Here is a 24,444-nt window from a genome sequence, read left to right on the forward strand (position 1 = left end):
AGGTACGAGAAAAATACGAAGAGGTGTCACGATGAACAAACGATGGAGCGAGGCAGAAGCGGCGGGCAGAATTATGGTCGCACTGGATTATCCGAATGCAGACGCAGCGAGAGAGCTGCTGCAGCAGCTGCAAGGAATCCCTTGTTATATGAAGGTAGGCATGCAGTTGTTCTATGCGGCGGGCCCAGCGTTTGTTCGCGAGCTGAAGGATAAAGGCTACAAAGTTTTTCTTGATGTAAAGATGCATGATATCCCGAACACAGTTAAGGGTGGAGCGAACAGCATCACGAAGCTAGGCGTTGATATGTTCAATGTCCATGCCGGCGGCGGTGCAGCGATGATGGCTTCTGCTATGGAGGGTGTTGAAGCGGCACTGGCTGAAAATGCGGAATTGAAGCGACCCGTCGTGATTGCAGTCACGCAATTAACGAGCACGAATGAAACGGTCATGAATGAGGAACTCGGAATTCCTGGCAAGGTAGCTGACACTGTCGTACGTTATGCGAAGCTGACGAAGCTAGCAGGGCTTGACGGGGTTGTGGCATCGCCTCAGGAAGTAACTGCAATTAAGGCTGCTTGCGGAGAAGAATTCCAGACGATTACGCCTGGGATTCGTCCAGCAGGCAGTGCAAAGGGTGACCAATCCCGTGTCATGACTCCAGCACAAGCATTTGAGCAAGGAACAGATTATATTGTGGTCGGCCGCCCGATAACTGCTGCACCGAATCCACGCGACGCGATTCTATCTATTATGAAGGAGCTGTTGAACTAATGACTACAACGAACCTGGAACGCACAATTGCACAGCATCTATTAAATATCCAAGCGGTAGCGCTTCGTCCAAATGAACCATTTACGTGGACGTCAGGCATTAAATCTCCAATCTACTGCGACAATCGCTTGACGATGTCCTACCCAGAGATTCGAGATGCAATTGCAGAAGGATTTGCTTCCTTGGTGAAACAATACGCTCCTGATGCAGAAGTTATCGCAGGCACAGCTACAGCAGGCATTCCGCATGCTGCTTGGGTAGCGGACAAGCTTGGCTTGCCAATGGCTTATATTCGCGACAAGGCAAAAGGCCACGGAAAGCAAAATCAAATTGAGGGAATCATTCGTCCTGGACAGAAGGTTGTTGTCGTAGAGGATTTGATTTCTACAGGTGGAAGCTCCTTGAAAGCCGCACTTGCCGTCAAGGAAGCAGGAGCTGAGCCATTGGCAGTACTGGCGATCTTCAGCTACCAATTGGAAAAAGCAACTTCTGCATTCGAGGAAGCAGGGATTCCACTTCGCACGCTGTCGAACTATACAGCACTGACGCAGACGGCATTGGACCATGGTGTTATTCAAGCCGAAGATATGGATGTGCTCCAAGCATGGCGTCATGATCCAACGACATGGGGCAACTAAGAAGAAAAGAAGGCGAATTTGAATTTGATTTTGAATTCTATTTCTATAGATAACATTTCTTGAAGACCTTTCCTGCATCATGAGGAAGGGTCTCTTTTTTGCTAGAGTCATGAACTGACAAAAGACTACCAAAAAATAATCAGAATATTTGTCATTTTTACAGAAAAACGGTTAAGAACATTGTAACTTTTCACGCAAAACTTTCGTTTATACTTGAGGAGAGTTTGACGTCATGTCCGAGAAAGGGGCAGATATAAGGATGAAATGGCTTCGCAAACGGAAGCAGGCTGACGAGGTCGAGGCTAACGAGGCAACCCCAAATCTCGCAGTGCATAATCAGGACGAGACAGTTGCGAATAATGAGGCGAAATACATAGACGACAAAAAAACATCTTCAGAATGGCCTGAACGTGCGGTTCCTGTCGCTACAGATGAACCTATCCTCGAAGTTCGCGGTGTGGAACGAACCTTCCAAGTGGGCAGTGAGAAGCTTCATGTCCTGAAAGGCATCAATATGCAGGTTAACCCAGGTCAGTTGGTAATGCTGAAAGGTCGTTCCGGTTCAGGGAAAACGACTCTTCTTAACATGCTCGGCGGTCTGGACCTGCCTACAAAAGGCGAGATTTATTTTCGAGGAGAGGAGCTCTCATCTTGGAGCGATAACAAGCGCACCTTTACAAGACGCAATGATATCGGATTCATATTTCAGGCGTTTGCTTTGATGCCGTTGTTATCTGCATATGAGAATGTCGAGCTGTCGCTGCGTATGGCGAACATTCCGCGTCATTTATGGAAGGAACGCGTACAACATTGTTTGGAATTGGTTGGTCTCGGAAAGCGAATGAAGCACCGTCCGTTCGAAATGTCCGGCGGTGAGCAGCAGCGTGTTGCGATTGCGAAGTCGATCGCGCATAAGCCGCTGTTGCTGCTTGCAGATGAACCTACAGCAGAACTTGATTCACAGATGGGTGCACAGGTCATGGGAGTATTCCGGCAAATTATACGTTCTGAGAAGATCGCAATCTGTATGACAACCCACGATCCTACAATTTTGGAGGTAGCTGATCATGTTTATGAAATGGTCGACGGAAAATTCATCTCATAAGGCAGTAGATAAAAGGAAGAAATGGCGCCGCTCCGCGCTGATATTGATGTGCGGGGTCATGATGCTTACCTCTGCATGTTCCTTGCTTCCAGATGAGGAACAAGAAGAGACGCTGCCGACAATTACGCCGCCAGCAATCTCGAAGAAGCCCGAATATGATGTTATGAAGGGCGAATGGATATCTGATGTGAAGGCAACAGGGAAGGTAATGTCGGAGCAGGAAGAGACGTTCTTCTTCACGCTTGATAATAAGCCTGTCAAGGATGTAAAGGTCAAGAACGGTGACAACGTAAAGGCAGGTCAGGTATTGGCAGTACTTGATGTTGAAGAAATGCAAAGGGACCTGCGTTCGAAGCGGAGAGAGCTTCGCAAGTTGGAAGTGAAGATGAAAGAAACGCTCCGCCAGAAGGATGAGATGGATCCAATTCTATTCGAAGATGAGCAAATCGCATACGAAGAGGCTCTCGAAAAGATTGCGGAAGTAGAAAACGATATTGCAAAAGGATCGGTTACTGCTCCATTCGCTGGAACGGTCGTTAACGTCGCTGCGAAGAAAGGGAATATGACGAAGAAGTATGACCCTGTCGCGACAATCGCCAATACATCCCGATTGGTTGTTACGGTGGATGTACCGAAGGATGATTTGAAGAAAATTGCCCCTGGAATGGATGTTGAACTAAGCATTAATTCGACAGGCAAAATTTTAAAAGGAAAGGTTAAGGCGCTTCCTGCTCCTACATCAGACAAGGACAATGGAGGCAACAACAACAACAACAATCCGGGCGGGGGCAATATGCCTGAACAGGATCGGATTGATAAATATGTAACGGTGACATTGAATGATAAGCTGCCTTCTACAGTAACGCGTGGATCCATGCTTGGTGCGACCATTATTACGAAGAAACGCAGCAATGTTGTCTATATCCCGCCATCCGCACTTCGCACGCTTGGTGCTAGAACCTATGTTCAAGTCGTTGATGACAATGGAAAACGTGAGGTTGACGTGGAAATCGGTGAACAGGATGCAACGAGATTGGAAATCAAAAAAGGACTTGAGCCTGGACAGAAAGTAGTGGGTCGCTAATGGGCATTCCTTTGTTGCGGTTTCTATTCCGGAAAATGTGGAATACCCGCTGGCTTACGTTCAGCACACTTCTAGGGCTCATTGTGGCTGTATCCTTTACAGTCAGCATTCCGATGTATGCTGATGGCGCCTTGAAGCGGGTTGTCTCGAAGACATTGGAGGACAATAGTGCAGCGATGCCAGCCGGCTCGTTGTCAATCAAGTACCAGGCGACAGGTGGAACCAAGACGGATCCGAAAGAATTAAAGGAAGTTGATCGTTACATACGTGAGGATGTGAAGGCGCAGGTTGGGTTTCCAGCTCAAATCTTTGTCAATGCGCGTTCGCTCCGAGGAACAGAAGTTTACCCTGTAGATCCGAGCAAGGTTGATGCCAGCCGGGTTCGAACGATGACGCTTGGCTCTTTATCCGATTTGAACGACCGAGTAGAGTGGACACTGGGTAAGGAATATGAAGATGGCGAGCAGAATGGGACATTGCAGGTTGTCATGATGGAGGAAGCCATGTACCGCAATGATCTCCATATTGGTGACGAGCTTGAATACCCAGTAACCGGCACGGATACCGTGCTGAAGGTGAAGTTGGTAGGTACTTTTAAGCCGAAAGAAGATACGAGTGCTTATTGGTTCCAAGGCTTAGAAGGAATGATGAATTCCTTGTACGTCTCACCGGCAACGTTCGATCATTTGATGGAACAGAAAAAGCTGCCGATCTCTGTATCCAGCTGGTATTATGCGTTTGATCTGCGCGAGGTAAAGACAAGTCAGTTGTCCTCACTTAGCTCTATGCTGGAACGCTTGAATATTGATTTGTACCAGAAGCTGAAGGGAACGCAAGTGGAGATTTCCTTCGCGAAGGTATTGAATGAATTCCGCAGTCAGAGCGTACAGTTGCAAATGATGCTGTTCACGCTTGCTGCACCGATGATTGCAATGGTGTTCTATTATATTGCGATGAATGCAAGTCAATCGCTTGAGAAGCAGCAAAGTGATATTGCTGTGCTGCGAAGCCGTGGAGCAAGTACGCGGCAAATTATATGGCTTTATCTATTGGAAGGAATCATTCTCGGCCTGTTGGCTCTGGCATTGGCCCCTATATTCGGCTGGTTTATGGCGAAGTCAATAGGCTCGGCGAACGGCTTCCTGGAGTTCGTAAATCGGAAGTCTATTCCGGTAGGATTTACGACAGATGCTGTTTTGTTTGGCGTGGCTGCAGTTGTCATTGCCTTGTTCGCAAGCATTATACCAGCAGTAGTCTTCGCTCGTTCATCTATCGTGAACTTGAAGCAGAAGATGGCACGATCAGACCGCAAGCCTGTATGGCAACGCTGGTTCCTTGATGTCCTGCTGCTGGGCTTGGCGGGTTATGGCTATTACCTGCTTAATGAGAGACAGTTGTTGACATTCCAATCAGGAGTGAGCTCTGATCAGCTGCAAGTACAGCCATTTCTATTTTTTGTGCCGGCACTCGCGATTTTTGCGTGCGGACTGTTCTTTTTACGATTGTTCCCGCTTATTCTTAAAATCGTGCAGTGGATTGGCGGCAAGCTGCTGCCAGTTCCGCTATATTTGACGCTTACGCAGTTGTCCCGTTCTGCCAAGACGTATTATCCGCTTATGATTCTGCTTATTCTTACACTTGGTCTTGGCGTATACAATGCGTCGGCAGCTCGCACGATTGACATTAACTCGACAGAACGCACCTTGTACAAATATGGTACGGACGTCATTGTCCAAACGGTATGGGAATCTGAACAAGAGATTATTAGAGATAAGGATAAAGGCAAAGGAAACAATGGAGGCGGCGGAGGCGGCAATCCAGGGCAAGGTGGTGGTGGCAACCAACCGCCGAAGGCGGGCAAGACGATTTATACGGAGCCGCCGTTCGAGCTCTTCAAAAAGATGCCGGGTGTTGAAGGAGCCGCACGAGTGCTGAAGACGAAGGGGAATGTAATCATTTCCGGACGTTCAATCGGTCAAGGTGAGATTATGGGAATCGACAATGTCGACTTCTCGAAGGTTGCCTGGTTCCGTCAGGACTTGTTCCCAAACCATCCGTTCCGCTATTTGGATGCACTAGGGAAGTATACGGAATCCGCTGTGATTATCCCGAGCAATGTCGCGAAGCAGTATCAATTGAAGGAAGGCGACATCATCTCCATCGGATTTGGGGAGCAGTTGGTTGAATTCGTAATTGTTGGGGTACTACCATATTGGCCGAGTATGTATCCAGACGAGAAACCGTTCTTTATTGCGAACTTAGATTATATTTATGATCAAGTACCAATCACACCGTATGAAGTATGGTTGAAAATGAAGGACAAAGCACCGCTAGGCCCTGTCATTACAGAACTGCAAAAGAAAGGGATAGAAATATTCAGCGTGACGGATGTACGAAGCGAGCTTGCAACACAGAGCAAGCATCCTACCCGGGGCGGCGTATTTGGCATTCTGAGTATGGGCTTCTTAATATCCGTCATTATCTCCTTGATTGGATATTTGTTGTTCTGGTTCTTTAACTTGACAAGACGTGTGCTTCAGTTCGGAATTTTGCGCGCAATGGGGTTGTCGCGCAGACAACTAACCGGTATGCTGCTGCTGGAACAGCTATTTACAGCAGGGCTTTCTATCCTGCTTGGCATTTTGCTTGGGAAGGTGGCGAGCCGCTTGTTCCTGCCATTCCTACAGACGGCAGAAAGCTCCAAGATGCAGGTGCCGCCATTCCGGATTGTATTTGAATCACGAGATACGATCCAGCTGTACATCGTCGTTGGCGTGATGATCTTTACTGGGGCGACCTTGTTGTTCATGCATATTCGTCGTCTACGTGTCCATCAAGCCGTGAAGATGGGAGAGGAGCGTTAATCGGTGATACATTGTGAAGGGCTAGTTAAAATTTTCAAAACAGATGATATTGAAGTTGTTGCCTTGCAAGGGCTGAACTTGTCTGTTAAGCAAGGCGAGCTGATGGCGATTATCGGCAACAGCGGCAGCGGGAAATCGACACTTCTGAACATACTCGGCGGGTTGGATCGGCCATCCGCCGGCTCCGTTCAGGTAGGGAAGTGGGATCTGCTTAAAATTTCGGATAAAGAGCTTGTTGAATACAAGCGGGATACTGTCGGATTTATCTGGCAGAACAATGCGCGCAACTTGCTTCCTTATTTGACGGCGTTAGAGAATGTTGAAGTGCCGATGATGCTGGCCGGCAAGATGGATCGCAAATATGCGAAGGAACTGCTTGAATGGGTTGGGCTAAGTCATCGCATGCACAATAAGCTGCAACAGCTATCAGGCGGTGAGCAGCAGCGGGTGGCCATTGCGATTTCACTAGCGAATCGCCCACAGATGCTGCTTGCTGACGAACCTACTGGATCTGTGGATACGCAGACATCAGATATGATCATGAATATTTTCCGCCGTATGAGTAGGGAATTAGGGGTAACAGTGGTCATCGTAACCCATGATTTGTCGCTTGCAGGGAAGGTGGATCGTGTCGTTGCGATACGTGACGGCTTAACTAGCACAGAATTCATCAAGCGTAATCCGAATTTGGATGCTGGTGGAGGTGAGGAAGGATTCGGGCTTCAGGATCATCATGAAGCCTACGTGGTAGTTGATCGAGTTGGTCGATTGCAAGTGCCAAAGGAGTATTTGGAAGCTCTCGATATTCAAGACAAGGCATCTATGGAATTAGACGGAGACAAAATTATTATCCGCACACCTAAGGAATTGGAGGAGTAACCAGATGAAAAAAAACTGGGTACGTAAATTATTGACGGTTACACTGGTATTGACGATGATTATCCCAATGCTGGCTGCTTGTACGAACAAAGATGAGGTTGTTCCAGGACAAGAGCGAGTATTGCGCATTGGCATGCAGTATGGAGGATATGATGATACCTACTTCCGTCAGCAGTGGACGGATACATTTGAAATTACGCACAAAGGAATCCGTATTGAACTTGTACCAGCACTTGATGGTGCAGATATGCGATATGATAATTCCGGAGATCCGAAGAAACAGCCGGATCGCTATGAAGCGATGAAAAAGCTGCTGAATTCTGCGAATCCAGTTGACATCATCGTCACGGATTCGTTCCAGTTCCGCAAGCTTGTGGAAGAAGGAATGTTGAAGCAGCTTGATCCACTTGTACAGAAGGACAGTATTGATTTGTCTGACTTTGTACCAACGGTTATTGATGGGATAAAAGCAATGGGAGACAACAGCTTGTATGGGCTTGCGCCTACATTCTCCTCAAATGCACTGTTCTTCAACAAGAAGCTCTTCAGTGATGCAGGCATTGCACCGCCAACTGATAATATGACATGGGATCAAGTATTTACGCTTGCGGCGAACTTGTCAAAAGGTGACGGAGCAGATCGTAAGTATGGTTTCAGCTTCAATCGTTATAATGGCTCCGATGTGTTTAGCGATATGATGAATTTATATATTCCGCCATTAAATCTTCGTATGTTCGATGAAAAAGGCGAGAAGATGACGGTAAACACGCCGCAATGGGAAAAAGTATGGACTACGGTAAGTGATCTGGCGATCAAGAAAATCGTCCCACCTGCCAACAGTACTGAAATGCCTGTTCAAACGCCGGAAAATGAAAATCCGTTCGGACATGATAACTTCCTGTCCGGGAAGGTTGCGATGGCGATCGGAGACTATAATTACATTAATACGGAATTGTCAGATGCCATGAAGAATGCTGACAAAATCAAAGGCTTTACGAAGTTTGATTGGGATGTTGTAACCATTCCGTCACATCCAGAATCTCCTGGAGTATCTGGCGGTTCTCAGCTGTATAATATTTTTGCAATCAATCAAAAAGCAGCGAACCCAGACGATGCTTGGGAATTCATGAAGTTTATTAATAGTGAAGATTGGGCTAAGCTTCGTTCCCGCAGCAGTTGGGAAATGGTATCTCGTCAAAAGTACATTAAGCCTAAGGATGGCACTAACATTAATGTCAGTGCGTTCTACAAAACAAAGCCGGTTCCTCCTACAAAGACAGATATGGAGAAGTTCATGATGGACGGAAGCTACTGGCAGATCAATCAGCTTGGTACGGAGTTGATGCAGCAAGTGATCGAGAAGAAGAAATCCGTTGCGGATGCCTTGAAGGAATGGGAAACAAAAGGGAACCAAATTTTGATTCAAGCGAAAAAGAATCCGAACGGTAATGATACTCCTCCAGGAAACGTATACAAGGGTTAATCATCGTAATGCAGGAAGAATCGGTGGCTCCAAGTGAGCTTGCCGGTTCTTTTTTGCACGATTGGGGAATAGTAGGGGAAGGGGAGGGAGCTGATGACAAGAAGAGGGTGATAAAGTGCACTGGGTCTATTGGGGCAAGTTGTACGATTCCAGATTTCAAGCTCGATGTTTGCAGCAGCGGCTGGAGCATGATGCTTGGATTTATGGATATGAGGCAATGAAGGAGATTGAAGTATATCGATCACGTAGAGGAAAATACGGGGTGCGATTTCTTCCTTAGCCCATCATGTACAATAAATTCAAACTATTTTTATTTTTCTCTTGACTGAACATATGCAACTATTGTATAGTAATACTTGTCGCTGCTGAAGAAGTTCAGCTGTTGAATCATATCGCGGGGTGGAGCAGTCTGGTAGCTCGTCGGGCTCATAACCCGAAGGTCGTAGGTTCAAATCCTGCCCCCGCAACCAAACCTCATGAAATTGCAATGGTGAGGGCCCTTAGCTCAGTTGGTTAGAGCGGTCGGCTCATAACCGATTGGTCGGGGGTTCGAGTCCCTCAGGGCCCACCAATTCTAATTTCATAGATACATAGTTTTGTAAAGTGCATCTTTCATCATCAGTTCTAGCAGTTTGCTAGATTTGCATGAGATAGGTGTTTTTTTATTATTGAGGATCTAAGGGAGCCCGCTTTGCAACGTTTTGCGGAGGGGCTTCCTTTTTTGTGTCGCTATTTTCTTTTTTGCAACGCATCGTAGGCATCGAGGACATTTTGGAGTGCAGCCTTTTCTTTTTTTGTTATCGTACGGTCATCATAATAAGTATCGCCTTCATGGCGAATGATGGTTTTCTTTGATTTAATAATGGCGCGAATCATTGAGATATCTGATTCAGATGGAGCGACGTCGGCCCATTCCCAGATTCGGGTATTATTATCTCGGATGATCTCATCCCTATTAGGGAAGATGGAATAGGTCTTATCATCGACTTTCAATGTGTACTTCTCGATGAACAGCCAATTTTCAGCTTCGTATTGAATACGCAACCGCAGCCAAGATATATTTGCTTCTTTCCCTATATATAAGAAGAAACTGTTCTCATTCGCATAGTGAGGTGAAGTTTTGTCATAATACCAGGTAATACTTTTGACTTCATCTACACTTTTTCTCATCTTAGATAGTGCTTGCGCCAAGCGCTTTTCTTCCGCCGCTTGTTTACGTTTTTTCTCCAACTGCTCGGCCTCGATCTTCTTACGCTCTTTTTCTTCAATTTGCGAAATCAATGTTTTGGCGATGCCTGCTTCCTTGCTTCCGGGATGTTTCTTCATTAAAGCATTTAGTTTGTCCTTTGCGTTGCCTAATGCCCCTTTAGTAAGACTATCCTTCGCTCCGGCAAGCATGCGGTCAGCTCCATTTTTGATATCATCGATTTCTTTCTTTAAATCGTTAATTGTACCTTTCAATTGTGTATTTTCCTGTTGCAGATTTCTTACTTTAGCGGTCAGGTTCTCGTTCGCAGATACCACATCGTCATATGAGGATTGCGAGATGCTAGAACAGCCTGAAAGGAGTATGAAAGAAAAAGAAACACATAGTAGGGTAGTCATTCGCTTCACTGCCCGGATCCTCCTAGATGGTAGTAGTTTTATTGTACGACAAAAGCCCAATATTCCAATGAAAATAATGGAACAAAATTGGTGTGAAGATAATTCAATAGGAGGAAAAAGGCCAGATGATGAATGTTCAATTGCGAACATTCACATTGATAAATTTATTGTTGACATCATATGAAGGCGTATGATATATTATATCTTGTCGGTTGCGATGTACAGTGTTTTGAAGCGAAAGTGGATGAGCAGCTTGTAGTGCGCAATGATGCAGCATATTGAACCACATGACGATGTGGCAAATATGCCGGGGTGGCGGAATTGGCAGACGCACAGGACTTAAAATCCTGCGGTAGGTGACTACCGTACCGGTTCGATCCCGGTCCTCGGCACCACGTATTGATGATGAGAACTCCTTTCCTGTTCAGGCCTTGAACAAGTGAGGAGTTTTTTGCTTTATACTCTTTTTTAATATGAAATGTGAAATGATTTGAGGATTACATAATAATCGTAATAGACTAATAGATACCGACATGGAAGGGGAATGTACAGTGGGAATGCATGTACAGAATGATTGGGCGGAATTGCTTCATGAGGAAGTTAGAAAGCCATATTTCAAGCAGCTGTGGGGCTGGCTTCGAGAAGAATACGAGCGTGCAGTCATTTATCCGCCATATGAACTTATATTTTCTGCATTGAATGCGACGTCCTATGCGGATACGAAGATTGTCATCGTTGGCCAAGATCCTTATCATGGGCCAGGACAAGCTCATGGGTTAAGCTTCTCCGTTCAACCGGGTGTTAAGCTGCCGCCTTCACTTCAGAACATGTTCAAAGAGGGGGCGGCAGATGTTGGTCTGAAGATGCCGAACAACGGAAGCTTGCTGCACTGGGCCAAGCAAGGCGTCCTCATGCTTAACACAGTACTGACCGTCGAACAAGGACAAGCAGCATCACATCGCGGGAAGGGCTGGGAGAAGTTCACCGATCGTATCATTCAATTGTTGAATGATAGAGATCGCCCAATCATATTTGTTCTATGGGGAAGCCATGCACAAGCGAAGGCGAGCATGATTGATTTGTCAAAGCATTATATTGTACAAGCGCCGCATCCAAGTCCATTGTCTGCACATCGTGGGTTCTTTGGGAGCAAGCCGTACTCGATAATTAATAATAAGCTGCGCGAATGGGGCGAGCAGGAGATCGACTGGCAAGTCCCTAATATCTAAATAAGGAATAGGCGTCATCGTGAGCTGCTTTCATGGAATAGTAAGTTGTTGTATGCTTGTAAGAAGGTGTGAGCGATATACTATGAAAGTGGTTCATGTGGCTGCCGATCATTCAGGAAAAGTCATCTCTAGTAATTGACATGGTAATATATTGATGTTATATTAAATTTGTTAATAAACACGATCTGTTAGCTCAGCTGGGAGAGCACCATCTTGACAGGGTGGGGGTCAGTGGTTCGAGCCCACTACAGATCACCATACTTTTAACATCAAAAGCCTTGATTCTCAAGGCTTTTTCTATTTCTATTCCTTTGAACAGTGTAAACCTGCAGCAGAATCTTCTTTGCTCAATGAAAGTGATGCGACAGATGATACTTTGCAGGGGAAGCGAGTGTGTGTCCCTCGAAATATATATTATTACAAGACCAAGCATCTCTCATTCGTATCTAACGGGTGAAGGATGCTTTTTTATTTTGTTCGTAATTGCAAGAACTAAACTTGCAACTGCTTTCATATAGTGAAGGTATAACGAATGTTTCGCTATTGAATGGGGACAAGCGGAGGAGGTTGGGTTATGGGAGCCGAATTGAGTGTATGGATAATCGGTGTGTTCGGGATCGTAGCGGTTGTCTGTTGGTTTTTATCCAAGCTTCTCATCTTTGATAGTACAAAGCATGATGAGCAATTTGTATGGCTTCGCTCAGTTGAAGAGGATACCAGCAAGAAGGAATGAAGTCATGAGCAAGGGCATGAGATGTTTAAGGGATTAACTTTACGGTGAGAATAGGGGCTATATCGTGAAGTTATTAGTGTTGTTAGCGGGGGTAGCAGCATGTGTAGACGATGGAACGTAATAGGCGTGGTAATGTTGGCCGGAATCATCACGGGCGTCCTGCTTGTTGGGCTTAGTATGAACGCTGTCGACGCAAGTCGCTTCTATCCTGGGATTGATCCTGTAGAGAAGAAGATACCGATCTATGAGGATGTGTATGGTAAGCCAATTATTGAGGAAGTGTATGAGCCCTAGAGTATAACCATACAAGTGGCCGACAGCCCTAGAGATCCTAAGGATCTCCAGGGCTGTTTTCTTCATAAATGTCGTTCATTATGCTTCATTAATCTGTGTTGGATGAATGATTGGGCTGCCTAGCTGTGCTGTCTATAGGCTCTTCTGCATCCCATTTACGTGCGTAGGCTTTCTTCGTCACGTAGAGAAGCAGAAGCACCATGCCTACTACCATGACAACAACTGCGATTACTGTAGCCAGTATCGGATCCATCGTGTACCCCTTGCTAATGTAAGCGTGTCCGTTATTGCAACTATACATGAAATTCATTTTTTTGTATAATATAAATTCGTTTGCAGCAGCTAAGATATTATACATAATCGCTGTTGCAACATTTCATTCGGAGGTGAGCGGGAGTGGCTGCTGAAATCATTGAGGTTAAGACACAGGAACAATTGGACGAGTGTATTGCGATACGAAAGGAAGTATTCGTTGCTGAGCAACATGTACCGGAAGAAGAAGAATGTGACGAGTACGATAACTTGGATGCTCCGGCCTTTCACGTCCTGCTGATGTCAGACGGACAGTACGCTGCAACAGGACGAGTGAAGCTGTTGGATGAATTCACTGCTAAGATGCAGCGTATTGCAGTAAGAAAGCCATTCCGCGGGAAAGGGATTGGAAGAGTTTTAATGGTAGGTCTGGAGCAAATCGCCCGGAAACACGGTGTGGAGAAATGCGTGCTGGACGGTCAGTGCCAAGCGGAAGGGTTCTATCATTCTTTAGGGTATGAGACAGTGTCAGAGGAGCCATTCTTGGATGCGGGTATTCCTCATATTCGCATGGAGAAGAAGCTGTAATTCGTTGTAACGATTTTCGGTTCATAAAAGTTGTGGGTTATGGACACTCTACCTAACAAACGCATCTAATGTAGGATGTATATAGTTAGGAGGATGATGTTCGCATGTCACAGCGAGAATCCATTGTAGCTGTTCAGAAGAATGGGGACGGGGATCTAACGGCGTTCCAAACGAATACAGGCCGAATCTTAAATTACGAGCAGGCTCTTCAAGCCGTGCAAAATGGAGAAATTGCGGGTGTGAATGCCTTCAAGGGAAGAGACGGCGGTACTTATCTTCGTGGAGATGCTGATGGTGATCCAAGCAACAATCTGGATAATTTGCCGACTTTCCAATAACGGTATAGAAGACATAACGAAAGAGCACTTGCAGCGGCCAAATTGGGTCGTTGTAAAGTGCTCTTTGGTGTATTATTCGATTGTATAGAGCTGGTGTTGATCGACAAAGGACATGGCGCCAGTATGCCCTTCGTACTGCGGCCGTTCATCTCCATAGTGCATGAGGAAGGTAAGCTTCTGCAGTGTATCTGGAAGCGTCAAGAGCTCTGCCAATGTCGCATGAACCTCTCCATTCCCGCCTAATTGACAGTCATGGAAGATGGTGGTTACTCCACGCTGTTCAACTAAGCGGTGAAGCAGTTCCGGCTGGAACTGCATATCAGCGCTGTAGAAAAAATGATTGTTGATAAGAAGAGAGAAGCTGCGCTTGCCTTCAATATGTGGAGTCTCTAATAATTCGACGGTAAGACCCGCTGCAATGTCATAGGGCTGCCCTGGCTCAATTGCATGTACATCGAATACATCCTCTAAGCAGCTTATTCCCTCCTGGGTTAGTCCACCCTTCAATGTATGCTCCCATAATACGGATACGAGTGGAGAAGCTATGTACAGTTTTGGCTTACGTCCATATTTGAACTTCATCTGGAAGGCCAATTCTTCTAATCCCCCAACATGATCAGCATGAATATGAGAGATAAGAACACCATCGATGTCAGAGAATGACTTATTCAAATGGTGTAGAGCCATCGGTGCCGTAATTCCACAGTCGATGAGCAGTGTGAATCCACCAGAGTAAAGTAATCCGTTGTTATTGAAGTATGATTTGGCAAATGCACTGCCTGTCCCTAACATTTGTATGTGAAGGTTCATCTTCATCCTCCTATTGGCTGACAAGGCTAGAATTACGCCTATACTGTACCATGTCTGGGATAAATGCACAAGCAAGGCAGCGCAATCTGCATAATGTGCAATAATCAGGTTCGGCCGGAAGCGGCAGGCAACGTGAAATGCACATGAAGCGGGTGAAGGGCATGACGAAGGGGAAGGGCAAAAAGAAGACGAGTTTACAATCTGGTCGTGAACAGTTCACGATGAAAATAGTAACTTCAGATCGGTGTGAAGTGTGTAAGACACCCTGCACGCGCGGGATGGATTATGTGGAGCGGATGTCTCAGCCAGGCGCAGTTGGAAATGGCGTTCCCTGTATATTAACCCGGACCAAACTGGGCGGCTAATTGTCCCTACCCTACACAATAGGGTACATGTTCCCGGGGTGATAACATGTCTGTTGCACACCCAATCATTTCCCGGGACATAATGGATTTCCGGATCGCGCGAATCACCTACAATCGTCTACCTATTGAACAATGGGGGGATCGTGATGCAGTTGGAGATTGTATGGAAGGGAAATGAGCATACCAATTCGAGTGATCGCAAGGGGGAGATCCCTGCAATTATTGTGAATCATATTTCTGCTCAGAGCTTAACGAGTCTAGATGCATGGTACACATGTCCTGACAACAAGATTTCTTCAGCTCATTTTGCAGTGTCCAAGAATGGGACAATTCATCAATATGTATCCATTGAGCGAATGGCATTATCACAAGGACTAGAAGGAGAACGAATTGCCTTAGCGCCTGCTTTTGTTGTACGTGAAAAAGGAATGAATCCTAATCGATATGCGGTATCAATCGAGCATGAAGGAATGGACGGGCTGCTGACAGACGAACAGTATCAGGCATGTCTTCGTTTGCATCGTTATATACAACGATATGTAATGGAGAAGTGGGGACATTGGATCTCCTTGGATTATGAACATGTGTTGGGACATTTTCAGATCGATGCCATAAGAAAAGCGAACTGTCCAGGCCCTAACTTTCCATGGAGCCGGTTATATGAGGATTTGCGGCATATGAAGGAAGGGTGAGAGCATTGCTGGCATACCACAAGTTTTTGCAGGCGAAATAGTTCATGGCTTTGTTCATGATAGTATGAATGCACATGAGAGTTATTTGCGAATTAGGCGCAACTCTAAAGCATGATTGGAGTATAACTTTACAACAAAGAAATTTGGGGGTAACGAGATGAAATGCAGGAGACTTGCAGCATTCGTTCTGCTTGGTTCTATTGTGGGTGGAGCGTATGCATCGGCACAGACAGATGTCGCACCTAGTTCTGCGCAAGCCGCTCCAGTGGCTGAGAAGATTGATGTTGTTCTGAATGGGAATGCGGTAAATGAAGGCGGGTATATGATAGATGGACGTGCTTATTTGTCTGTACGACAAATACAAGAAGCACTTCAGGCATTTATATTCTGGGATGATGCCAATAAGAAGGTTGTAATTGACAAGCCTAATGTGGACTTGCTGCTGTTCAAGGACAATAAAACATTTGGCAAAGTCGAGACGGGGAAGACCTCCTTTACAGTATTCGTCCAAGTCGACAGTTTGCAGTCGACAGTTGATGCGATCAAGATTACGATCACAGATCCGAAAGGGAAGACAACGGAGCTTCAGGAATCGAGTGTTCCAACAAATGAAGATAATTTCTGGTTCCGTACGAATGAGCATAAGTATGATTTCAAGGCCAAGGGCGACTATATGATCTCTTGTTATTTGAGACAGAAGAATGGTGAATTCACCCTTATATCTCAGAAAAAGTTGCCTGCAATATCTAAACCTTAGCTTTTGGTTATTATACATACTGAAGCGAGTAGGCGTTCGTTGACCTCTTTCGCAGAAAGTGGTACGATACGTGAGTATAACCACTACCTGAACATAAAGGAGATTTACTCATGAGCGAACATAACCATGATTGCGGATGTGGACACGATCATGATCACGACCACGATCACGATCATGAATTGATTATTACAATGGTAGACGAAGACGGCAACGAAATCGACATGACGATGGTCGAGACGTTCAACGTCGACGAGCAGCTATATGCACTTCTTCTCCAACGCAACGATCCAGAAGCGGACGGCATTATCGTACGTCTGGAAGAGCAAGGCGAAGAAATGGCAATGCTTCCTATCGAAGATGACGCTGAGTGGGAACGCGTACAGCAAGCATACAACGAATTGGTAGCTGAGCAAGGCGAGTAATTCATTCGCTCTGCCAATATACAGGTATGGAACAAGCTCCGGAGAATTCCGGGGCTTGTTCTTTTTTAGAGCATGATTCCGTTCGGAGCGGATCAATTGGGATATTCTTATAGATGCTCTTATTTGCGTGGATTGTAATACATAATTCTACCGTTGAACAGCGTAAGTTCCGCTTTCCACTTTTTCGCCAAATATTTGCACAACTCGTTCCCTTTGGCCTTGTCTCCGTGAGTGGCATCGTCAGGCAGAACCATTTGCACGTAGCGGCGGGAATCCTCTTTCTCACCAACACCAAATACGATATGTCGATATAATGGATTGGAACCTTTTAAATAGAACCATTCCTGCTCTTGCCCGGGCTTTGTTTCAATTGTATATGGAAAGGCAGCCTCGGCATAATCCCAGCCTAATTGTTCTCCGGTTAATTGGGTTTGTTCCCGGTAATGGAGAAGTTGGCCCTTCAATTCATCTAATGTAATGGACGCAACCTCCGAACCATCGACAAACGTAATGAATGCGCTTTGACTCATCGAATCTATCCTCCCCTTGGGACATCTTCTACTTATAGCACGAATCGCTTACATCATACCATTTGACTGAATGTGATGGCAATATTTACATGGAAATGAAGTTCGAATCTTGTTCTAGGAACGCGATTTATGTTATACTCGATCGTATAACCATTAAATGGTTTGTGTTCTTGGAAAAGGATATCCCGAGGAGGTGTGCGATGTTTGACCATTTGTATGAAGTTTCGGAGCAAGCAAATGTTACCTTTGTCGGTTGGGCCACAGAACAGATTCGTTATGATTTCGCACTCATTTATTCCGATCATTTTATCGGCAAGACATTAGTTGTATGTATGCAGACTGGTCGTTCGACATTATTATGTGCCGACGATTTGCGTCCAGAAATTCTCCAAGTCAAATTCAATTTGCCTCATGCTGAGGCGGCAAGTGAAGCGGCGCAGCTGTTGCTTACGCGAATACATCCACTCGAGGTGCAGGATCAATACTGAATGATCCTGCAGAGAATGAATACAGGGTGCCCCGATATGGGGCACCCTGTATTGTGCATTAGAAGATCGCGCGTTCCTCACGAATAACCTTAACAAATTCAATATTGCGATCTTCTGGTCCCTTAACCGGAAGCCCAATATCGACGTGATCACGAATATAATTGATGTTTTCTTGCGAGATGACTTCGCCTGGAAGCAAGATCGGAATGCCAGGCGGATAAACGTATATAAATTCTGCAATAATTCGTCCTGCAGACTCCTTAAAAGGTATGACCTCAGTATCCGCATAGAAGGCATCGCGCGGAATGAGGGACAACTGCGGAATCTCCGGAATTTTGACGACGAGCTCCTGTACTTCATTGCGTTCATGGTGAAGACTGGACAAGTCGCGCAATGCGCGGAGCAGAATGTTGATCGTCTCCTTGGAGTCGCCCGGCGTGACGAGACAGAGAATATTGTACATATCGCTCAGTTCGACTTCGATGTTGTAGTGCTCCCGCAGCCAGTTCTCCGTTTCATAACCGGTTATCCCCAAATGGCGGACATGAATGGTCAGTTTCGTCGGATCATAGCTGTAAGTCGCTTCTCCGCCGAGAATCTCTTCGCCAAAACAGTACAGGCTAGGAATTTCATTAATTTGCTGACGGGCAAATTCGGCCAGTTCAATGGTATGTTCCGCCATTTCATGACCGTTAAGAGCCAAGTTGCGACGGGATGTATCCAAAGATGCCAGCAATATATAGGAAGTGGAAGTCGTTGTCAGCATGCTGAATATGGTTTGTACACGCTGATGATTCACGAGTCCATTTTTCGTATTTACATTAAGCACAGAACTCTGGGTTAGTGAACCGCCCAGCTTATGCACACTTGTCGCAGCCATATCGGCACCGGCCTGCATGGCTGACATCGGCAGCTTTTCGTGGAAATGAATAAGAACACCATGTGCTTCATCAACAAGTACAGGAATATCGTAAGAATGTGCTAAGTCGACAATCTCCTTCAAGTTCGCGCAAATCCCAAAGTACGTTGGATTAATGACGAGCACTGCTTTCGTATCTGGGTGTTTCTCCAAGGCTCTGCGTACCGAGCTGGTTGTGATGCCGTGATCGATTCCTAAATTCGCATCGCGCGCTGGCGAGACGAATACAGGCTTTGCACCGGCGAAAATAATGGCGGACATGATCGATTTATGAACATTGCGTGGAACCAGAATTTTATCTCCTGGAGAGCATACGGACATAATCATTGTCATGATTGCGCTGCTTGTGCCTTGTACGCTGAAGAGCGTATAATCGGCACCTAGTGCGTCAGCAGCAAGTTGCTGCGCCTCGGCGATGACGCTAGTAGGCTGGTGCAAGTCATCAAGCGGAGCAATGTTAATCAGATCTATAGAGAGCGCCTGATCTCCGATAAAGCTTCGGAATTCTGCATCTGTCCCTGCGCCTTTTTTATGACCTGGAATGTGGAACTGCACCGGATTATTGGAGGCATGTTCCGTAAGTGCGGTAAATAAGGGCGTCCGATGATGGTTCATCGCCGTATCACAACCTTTCATGTTGGCAATCTACTAAGCTGCGCATGGCGTGTCCTGCGCAAACAAGGTTTAGTTTAACAAAAACGACCCGGAATGCAAGATCTTTTTCCTCTATAGTAAGGGGGGAGCATGAATAAGTATTCGCACTTTATTCATTTTCGTTTCAAGGTATGGTGTGATAGGATGTACATATCGGAGGGAATTGTCATGAAAAAGAAAATGTCCGTTGTCATGTTCATGCTGATGATGGTGTTCATTGGCTTCGGTATCGTGATTCCGGTTCTGCCTCGAATGATAACGAATGCAGGCGCCAATGAATTTCATTTGGGGCTTATGCTCTCGATCTATTCATTAATTGCGTTCGTGGTGTCTCCAATATGGGGAGCATTGTCGGAGAAGGTTGGTCGGCGTCCCATCATCCTTATCGGGACTCTCGGGTTCAGTATAAGTTATCTGCTGTTCGGATTAGCGAACGGTGAGCTTTGGATGATGTATGTTTCCCGCGCATTGGGAGGCATCTTCTCTGGTGCTGTAGCTTCAGTTATTGTTGCCTACGTCGCCGATATCACGACACCTGAGCAACGCACGAAGGGTATGGCCTTTGTTGGAATGTCGATTGGGCTAGGTTTTACATTTGGGCCAGCCTTTGGCGGTATTTTAAGCAGATACGGTTATAATACGCCCTTTTTCGCAGCTTCAGCATTGACATTTATCACATGCGTGCTAGGCTTCGTATTACTTAAGGAATCGCTGACTCCTGAGGAGCGCAAGGGAAGCCGCGAATCGGCTCCTTCACGCTGGACAGCCTTTACGGGACGAATGAAGTATTTGTATGTATTGTCCTTCTTTGTTACCTTTACGCTGGCAGGATTGGAAGCGACGCTATTGTATTTTGAAGCAGCTAGAATCCCAGGAATTACAGAGGAGCAGATCGGATACATGTTCTTCTTCTGTGGCCTTTCAGGTGCGCTTGTTCAAGGTGGGGTTGTAAGACGCTACATCAAGAGTGGAGGAGAGAAGAAGGCGATTGCGGTAGGTCTGATTATATCTGCTGTAGGATTTTTGCTGCTCTTGTTGTCCTCAAGTGTTGTCGACGCAACCATTTACTTATGCGTGTTCGGTATCGGCAATGCCTTGATCCGCCCGTGTGTAACTTCATTGATTACACAGAAAACGACGGTTAGCCAGGGTGTTGCTTCAGGTTTGAATTCTTCGATGGACAGCTTTGGCCGTATTACAGGGCCGCTGCTTGCCACGGGGCTGTTCGGATGGAACATGAATCTTCCTTACATAATCGGAGCAGTCTTATGTGTTGCTGCGATTTGGCTTCTCATCCGCTTTGCTGTGCTGGATCGAAATCAGACGGCCGCGAACACAACTGCATAAACAAGAACATGTGCAAAAACTGCGCTTGGCGATTGCTGGTTACGTAATCGCTGAGCGCAGTTTTTTGTTGAGTGTCGCTATATGACGTTGTATGACGTTAATTAAGCCTCGACAGCCAACCGGTACAGTGGCATTAACGTCGTGAACGTCTGCCTAGCAAGCTCCATAAAGGCCTCACCGTTCTGCAGCAGTGGATCATTCATCGGAACGTGGCGTCCAACCAGCCATTCTGCCGACTTGATATCCCGGAAGCGGGTAAGCTTGTCAGCCATCTCCGTCTCACTCAGATCTCCGATTTGGTCGGCGTCTTTCTTCATATGATCCATGGACAATACATAATTATTAGGGATGATGCTTCTAAGTTGTTTTTGGTCATCAAGCATCGCCTGTGCAATGTTGCGCTTGTTCGCCACCTCATAAATGAAAGCCAGCCAAATAAAGACATGATCATCGAACAAGCCAACCTGGAAATGGGGAAGGGATTTGTATCCGCGTTTGTTCGGCCCAATGGCAAGCCATGTATCCTTCGGCGGATTAACCGTACGACGAGCATGCTTCGCAATATGGAGGAACATTTCAGTTCCGCTGTGCATCGCTACATCACTAATTAGCTGTTCTCCAATGGTGCGGAATTTCGGTTGAATACGATCACGAATGGCCTCCATACGGGCATCAAGCCCCTCAATTGTAAAGGTTTCAAAATCTGAAGGAGAAAATCCAGAAAACGTCATTCATCTCTTCCTTTCTAAGCTGTTGTCATCTATACACGAGCTGGTACAGAAGCTATCGAAACTCACTTACTTACTCGCTCGGGAATTTAAACATCAAGTAATCCGTGCATGTTGCCTGTGTCGAACAAGCAGTCACCCACTCAGTATATCATAATATATTGAGAATGTTTATCAAATTATAATTATTATATTTTGGTGGAACAAGCCTCTTGTTTGGAAATCCAGTCAATAATCCAAGTTGATGAATCATATGATGGAGTATACGACAAGGTAAGGAGGGATTGCCGTGAATCGCAGCGACGAGGTGGAATACTGCAACCTGGAGCTACGCTTTGACCGTCGGCAAATCCAGAACCTCATCCGTGATCTTATACAAGAAGGTTATTCCTTGTATTGGAGTGAAAATGAATCGCTATTTATCGTATCTATCCGAACAGGAAGGAAGTTGGTCAAACTTCGGTTCCAACGTATGGAGCAGCGCTACAAAATTGTCGGCGACTATACGATTCGGGACGAGAAGCTGGCTGACTTTATGGAAAAACTGATCGGCGATTCACGCGGGCATGCGGTCGTCAAACGGTTCAAAGATAGACAGATTTTTATCGAGAATATTTTGTTCGGCGAACGAATTCGTCTGGTTGAGGTCATAGGGCCGAAGCAGCGCGTATTGTATCAGAAGAGGCCTATTGTAACTACTGAGGAGATGATGCAGGCATTCTTATCCAATCGGGCAGAGCAGCGTATGCGTGTGCTGCGGCTCGAAATGGATTATGTGCTCGCGGAGCTGTTTGAGGCAATGAATGAGCAAAAAATAGCTGTTATAGAGAGATGCAAAGAGAAGCTGAATGAGCTTCGCTCCGAGATGATTCAGCTGGAATGGTAATTGTTATTCATGGTTTAATCACCCTCCCATCCGCCAAATGTATGGATGAATTGCAAGGGCGAGATGGTTGCAGGGTGTTTTGCTGTGCTGTACAATAAGCGTAATGCAAACTATATAAATTTATGGATAAAGGGTGGAACAACCATATGGCTAACAATCAAATCGGTGTCATTGGCCTTGCCGTAATGGGTAAGAACCTGGCGCTTAACATCGAGAGCCGCGGCTTCACAGTATCGGTATACAACCGTTCCCGCGAGAAGACAGATGCACTCATTGCCGAAGCAGTAGGCAAGAACCTGACTGGTACATATTCCATTGAGGAATTCGTACAATCTCTTGAAGCACCACGTAAAATTTTGATTATGGTACAAGCTGGACAAGCTACAGATGCAACGATTGAGCAGTTGCTTCCACACTTGGATCAAGGCGATATTATTATTGATGGCGGTAACGCTCATTTCCCTGATACACAGCGTCGCAGCAAGTACTTGGAAGAGAAGGGCTTCCGCTTCATCGGAACAGGCGTATCCGGCGGTGAAGAGGGCGCATTGAAAGGCCCTGCAATCATGCCTGGCGGCCAAGAAAGCGCTTATCGCTTGGTTGAGCCAATTTTGACAAGCATTTCAGCAAAAGTAGGCGGCGACCCTTGCTGTACATATATTGGGCCGGACGGTGCTGGCCACTATGTTAAGATGGTTCACAACGGCATCGAGTATGGCGACATGCAATTGATTTGTGAAGCTTATCATTTGCTTACGAATGTACTGGGTGTAAGTGCTAAAGAGCTTCACTCCATCTTCGGCGAATGGAACAAAGGCGAGCTTGACAGCTATCTGATTGAAATTACAACAGATATCTTCTCCAAGTACGATGAAGAAACAGGCAAGCCAATGGTTGACGTCATTCTTGACTCTGCCGGTCAAAAAGGTACGGGTAAATGGACAAGCCAAAGCGCGCTTGATCTTGGCGTGCCATTGTCCATGATTACGGAATCCGTATTCTCCCGCTTCTTGTCCGCATTGAAGGACGAGCGCGTTGTAGCGAGCAAAGTGTTGAAAGGGCCGAAGACCCCTGCATTCACTGGAGACAAGGAGGCATTCATCGAGAGCATCCGCAAGGCTTTGTACGCGTCCAAGATCGTATCTTACGCGCAAGGCTTCGCACAAATGCGTGCAGCTTCCGAAGAGTTCGACTGGAACCTTCGCTATGGTGAGATCGCAATGATCTTCCGCGGCGGCTGCATTATCCGTTCCCGCTTCTTGCAGAACATCAAAGAAGCTTACGACCGCGAACCAGAGCTGAAGAATTTGCTGCTTGATCCATATTTCCAAAATATCGTGGAAACGTACCAAGACGCTTGGCGCGAAGTCATCAGCACTGCGGTTGCATACGGCGTTCCTGTTCCAGGATTCGCAAGTGCACTTGCTTACTTCGACAGCTATCGCACAGAGCGCTTGCCAGCGAACTTGCTGCAAGCACAACGCGACTACTTCGGTGCGCATACATTCAAGCGTGTAGACAAAGTAGGAACATTCCATTACAACTGGATGTCATAATAGAGATCAAAAAACAACGCCGAGCCTGCTTAGGACTCGGCGTTGTTTTTGCGTACGGTTGATTATTCGCATTCATTCATATAAACCGGATACAAGTTCAGCCAAATATTTGCGAATCCGATCCGATTCTTGTCCATAACTGCTGCTGTACACGAGCAGAGAAGAGATTTCGGCATAGCTATGGAAGCGGCGAACCAATTGATTCGGCTCAAGCATAGCCCACTTGTCAGGATAATCTGTGAGCTGCTGCTTAATTACATTCAGCGCCCATACGATGTCTTCCCTGCACAATGGGTGATTCGAATCCATAATACGAGCCAGGCGAACAGATGTGGAGCGCTGAATGGTCGATTTGGATGGATGCGGTTCTGGGACAGGCAATTGGGGCATGTCTCATTCACTCCTACATAAAAAATGGCACTAGAC

General features: G+C 46.1%; 28 protein-coding genes and 4 tRNA genes. 25 read left to right on the top strand and 7 right to left on the bottom strand.

Going from position 1 to position 24,444, the window contains the following annotated elements:
• Positions 1 to 31: 31 nt before the first annotated feature.
• The 10 genes from pyrF to M3661_RS04505 all read left to right on the top strand — a co-directional run bounded on the left by pyrF (position 32) and on the right by M3661_RS04505 (position 9,396).
• Positions 32 to 772 carry an orotidine-5'-phosphate decarboxylase gene (gene pyrF, locus M3661_RS04460; protein WP_251482622.1) on the top strand — a complete coding sequence of 247 codons (741 nt, stop codon included), beginning with the start codon at positions 32 to 34 and terminating at the stop codon, positions 770 to 772.
• A complete protein-coding gene (pyrE, locus tag M3661_RS04465; protein ID WP_251482624.1) occupies positions 772 to 1,410 on the top strand; it encodes an orotate phosphoribosyltransferase in 639 nt (212 codons plus the stop codon). The genes pyrF and pyrE overlap by 1 nt, the downstream gene beginning before the upstream one ends.
• 232 nt (positions 1,411 to 1,642) lie before the next feature.
• Positions 1,643 to 2,515 carry an ABC transporter ATP-binding protein gene (locus tag M3661_RS04470; RefSeq protein ID WP_021256726.1) on the top strand — a complete coding sequence of 291 codons (873 nt, stop codon included), beginning with the start codon at positions 1,643 to 1,645 and terminating at the stop codon, positions 2,513 to 2,515.
• The gene (locus tag M3661_RS04475; RefSeq protein ID WP_251482627.1) at positions 2,478 to 3,599 is read left to right on the top strand and encodes an efflux RND transporter periplasmic adaptor subunit; all 1,122 of its coding nucleotides are present in this window, start codon (positions 2,478 to 2,480) and stop codon (positions 3,597 to 3,599) included. Before M3661_RS04470 ends, M3661_RS04475 begins: the two co-directional genes overlap by 38 nt.
• Entirely contained in the window at positions 3,599 to 6,463 is a 2,865-nt protein-coding gene (locus M3661_RS04480) for an FtsX-like permease family protein (RefSeq protein ID WP_065292672.1), read from the top strand. Before M3661_RS04475 ends, M3661_RS04480 begins: the two co-directional genes overlap by 1 nt.
• Positions 6,464 to 6,466: 3 nt before the next feature.
• Positions 6,467 to 7,342 (top strand): ABC transporter ATP-binding protein, encoded by an 876-nt coding sequence (locus tag M3661_RS04485; protein WP_021256723.1) that lies wholly within the window; start codon positions 6,467 to 6,469, stop codon positions 7,340 to 7,342.
• A gap of 4 nt (positions 7,343 to 7,346) precedes the next feature.
• Positions 7,347 to 8,825 (top strand): ABC transporter substrate-binding protein, encoded by a 1,479-nt coding sequence (locus M3661_RS04490; RefSeq protein ID WP_065292671.1) that lies wholly within the window; start codon positions 7,347 to 7,349, stop codon positions 8,823 to 8,825.
• A gap of 115 nt (positions 8,826 to 8,940) precedes the next feature.
• Positions 8,941 to 9,105 (top strand): hypothetical protein, encoded by a 165-nt coding sequence (locus tag M3661_RS04495; RefSeq protein WP_175400557.1) that lies wholly within the window; start codon positions 8,941 to 8,943, stop codon positions 9,103 to 9,105.
• A gap of 113 nt (positions 9,106 to 9,218) precedes the next feature.
• Positions 9,219 to 9,295 (top strand) — tRNA-Met (locus M3661_RS04500).
• A gap of 24 nt (positions 9,296 to 9,319) precedes the next feature.
• A tRNA-Ile gene (locus tag M3661_RS04505) sits at positions 9,320 to 9,396 on the top strand.
• A 158-nt stretch (positions 9,397 to 9,554) separates the two neighbouring features.
• On the opposite strand, the gene M3661_RS04510 is transcribed toward M3661_RS04505, so the two are convergent.
• Positions 9,555 to 10,439: a hypothetical protein gene (locus M3661_RS04510; protein WP_251482630.1), complete on the bottom strand. Its 885-nt coding sequence runs from the start codon at positions 10,437 to 10,439 to the stop codon at positions 9,555 to 9,557.
• Between the two features lie 297 nt (positions 10,440 to 10,736).
• Here M3661_RS04510 and M3661_RS04515 point away from each other — a divergent pair.
• From M3661_RS04515 to M3661_RS04535, 5 genes are all read left to right on the top strand, one after another.
• Positions 10,737 to 10,825: transfer RNA gene (locus M3661_RS04515), tRNA-Leu, on the top strand.
• A gap of 162 nt (positions 10,826 to 10,987) precedes the next feature.
• Positions 10,988 to 11,659: a uracil-DNA glycosylase gene (locus tag M3661_RS04520; RefSeq protein ID WP_285852831.1), complete on the top strand. Its 672-nt coding sequence runs from the start codon at positions 10,988 to 10,990 to the stop codon at positions 11,657 to 11,659.
• Between the two features lie 182 nt (positions 11,660 to 11,841).
• Positions 11,842 to 11,917: transfer RNA gene (locus M3661_RS04525), tRNA-Val, on the top strand.
• 316 nt (positions 11,918 to 12,233) lie between these two features.
• Positions 12,234 to 12,392: a hypothetical protein gene (locus tag M3661_RS04530; RefSeq protein WP_161627341.1), complete on the top strand. Its 159-nt coding sequence runs from the start codon at positions 12,234 to 12,236 to the stop codon at positions 12,390 to 12,392.
• Positions 12,393 to 12,491: 99 nt separating this feature from the next.
• Entirely contained in the window at positions 12,492 to 12,686 is a 195-nt protein-coding gene (locus tag M3661_RS04535; protein WP_251482634.1) for a hypothetical protein, read from the top strand.
• 88 nt (positions 12,687 to 12,774) lie between these two features.
• On the opposite strand, the gene M3661_RS04540 is transcribed toward M3661_RS04535, so the two are convergent.
• The gene (locus M3661_RS04540; RefSeq protein ID WP_162833935.1) at positions 12,775 to 12,939 is read right to left on the bottom strand and encodes a hypothetical protein; all 165 of its coding nucleotides are present in this window, start codon (positions 12,937 to 12,939) and stop codon (positions 12,775 to 12,777) included.
• A 143-nt stretch (positions 12,940 to 13,082) separates the two neighbouring features.
• Between M3661_RS04540 and M3661_RS04545 the strand changes: the two genes are divergently transcribed.
• Both M3661_RS04545 and M3661_RS04550 read left to right on the top strand, forming a co-directional pair.
• Positions 13,083 to 13,526, top strand: coding sequence for a GNAT family N-acetyltransferase (locus M3661_RS04545; protein WP_021256717.1), 444 nt, complete (start codon positions 13,083 to 13,085; stop codon positions 13,524 to 13,526).
• A 104-nt stretch (positions 13,527 to 13,630) separates the two neighbouring features.
• Positions 13,631 to 13,864 carry a DUF3892 domain-containing protein gene (locus M3661_RS04550; protein WP_021256716.1) on the top strand — a complete coding sequence of 78 codons (234 nt, stop codon included), beginning with the start codon at positions 13,631 to 13,633 and terminating at the stop codon, positions 13,862 to 13,864.
• A gap of 72 nt (positions 13,865 to 13,936) precedes the next feature.
• Here the strand turns inward: M3661_RS04550 and M3661_RS04555 are convergent, their stop codons facing one another.
• On the bottom strand, positions 13,937 to 14,674 hold the full coding sequence (locus M3661_RS04555; RefSeq protein ID WP_065290244.1) for an MBL fold metallo-hydrolase: 738 nt from the start codon (positions 14,672 to 14,674) through the stop codon (positions 13,937 to 13,939).
• Between the two features lie 161 nt (positions 14,675 to 14,835).
• Between M3661_RS04555 and M3661_RS04560 the strand changes: the two genes are divergently transcribed.
• The 4 genes from M3661_RS04560 to M3661_RS04575 all read left to right on the top strand — a co-directional run bounded on the left by M3661_RS04560 (position 14,836) and on the right by M3661_RS04575 (position 16,910).
• A complete protein-coding gene (locus M3661_RS04560; protein ID WP_142543803.1) occupies positions 14,836 to 15,039 on the top strand; it encodes a hypothetical protein in 204 nt (67 codons plus the stop codon).
• A gap of 146 nt (positions 15,040 to 15,185) precedes the next feature.
• A complete protein-coding gene (locus M3661_RS04565) occupies positions 15,186 to 15,731 on the top strand; it encodes an N-acetylmuramoyl-L-alanine amidase (RefSeq protein ID WP_065290245.1) in 546 nt (181 codons plus the stop codon).
• Between the two features lie 157 nt (positions 15,732 to 15,888).
• A complete protein-coding gene (locus M3661_RS04570) occupies positions 15,889 to 16,488 on the top strand; it encodes a stalk domain-containing protein (RefSeq protein ID WP_065290246.1) in 600 nt (199 codons plus the stop codon).
• A 110-nt stretch (positions 16,489 to 16,598) separates the two neighbouring features.
• Positions 16,599 to 16,910 carry a DUF1292 domain-containing protein gene (locus M3661_RS04575; protein ID WP_021256711.1) on the top strand — a complete coding sequence of 104 codons (312 nt, stop codon included), beginning with the start codon at positions 16,599 to 16,601 and terminating at the stop codon, positions 16,908 to 16,910.
• Between the two features lie 119 nt (positions 16,911 to 17,029).
• On the opposite strand, the gene M3661_RS04580 is transcribed toward M3661_RS04575, so the two are convergent.
• The gene (locus M3661_RS04580; protein WP_065290247.1) at positions 17,030 to 17,440 is read right to left on the bottom strand and encodes a DUF1885 family protein; all 411 of its coding nucleotides are present in this window, start codon (positions 17,438 to 17,440) and stop codon (positions 17,030 to 17,032) included.
• 200 nt (positions 17,441 to 17,640) lie between these two features.
• Between M3661_RS04580 and M3661_RS04585 the strand changes: the two genes are divergently transcribed.
• Entirely contained in the window at positions 17,641 to 17,928 is a 288-nt protein-coding gene (locus M3661_RS04585) for a DUF3055 domain-containing protein (protein WP_021256709.1), read from the top strand.
• A gap of 58 nt (positions 17,929 to 17,986) precedes the next feature.
• Here the strand turns inward: M3661_RS04585 and M3661_RS04590 are convergent, their stop codons facing one another.
• Complete coding sequence (locus M3661_RS04590) at positions 17,987 to 19,462, bottom strand: aminotransferase class I/II-fold pyridoxal phosphate-dependent enzyme (protein WP_065290248.1); 1,476 nt, start codon at positions 19,460 to 19,462, stop codon at positions 17,987 to 17,989.
• Between the two features lie 207 nt (positions 19,463 to 19,669).
• Here M3661_RS04590 and M3661_RS04595 point away from each other — a divergent pair, with 207 nt between their 5' ends.
• On the top strand, positions 19,670 to 20,848 hold the full coding sequence (locus M3661_RS04595) for an MFS transporter (protein WP_065290249.1): 1,179 nt from the start codon (positions 19,670 to 19,672) through the stop codon (positions 20,846 to 20,848).
• Between the two features lie 101 nt (positions 20,849 to 20,949).
• On the opposite strand, the gene M3661_RS04600 is transcribed toward M3661_RS04595, so the two are convergent.
• Positions 20,950 to 21,579, bottom strand: a complete 630-nt coding sequence (locus M3661_RS04600) for a YktB family protein (RefSeq protein ID WP_065290250.1) — start codon at positions 21,577 to 21,579, stop codon at positions 20,950 to 20,952.
• A gap of 286 nt (positions 21,580 to 21,865) precedes the next feature.
• On the opposite strand from M3661_RS04600, the gene M3661_RS04605 reads away from it, so the two are divergent.
• Positions 21,866 to 22,462, top strand: a complete 597-nt coding sequence (locus M3661_RS04605; protein ID WP_021256705.1) for a hypothetical protein — start codon at positions 21,866 to 21,868, stop codon at positions 22,460 to 22,462.
• A 146-nt stretch (positions 22,463 to 22,608) separates the two neighbouring features.
• The gene (gene gndA / locus M3661_RS04610) at positions 22,609 to 24,018 is read left to right on the top strand and encodes an NADP-dependent phosphogluconate dehydrogenase (RefSeq protein WP_251482636.1); all 1,410 of its coding nucleotides are present in this window, start codon (positions 22,609 to 22,611) and stop codon (positions 24,016 to 24,018) included.
• A 72-nt stretch (positions 24,019 to 24,090) separates the two neighbouring features.
• Here gndA and M3661_RS04615 read toward each other — a convergent pair whose 3' ends face one another.
• On the bottom strand, positions 24,091 to 24,408 hold the full coding sequence (locus M3661_RS04615; protein WP_021256703.1) for a hypothetical protein: 318 nt from the start codon (positions 24,406 to 24,408) through the stop codon (positions 24,091 to 24,093).
• Positions 24,409 to 24,444 lie beyond the last annotated feature (36 nt).

The sequence above is a fragment of the Paenibacillus sp. MER 180 genome, from assembly GCF_023713665.1.
Taxonomy (GTDB): domain Bacteria; phylum Bacillota; class Bacilli; order Paenibacillales; family Paenibacillaceae; genus Paenibacillus_B; species Paenibacillus_B suaedae.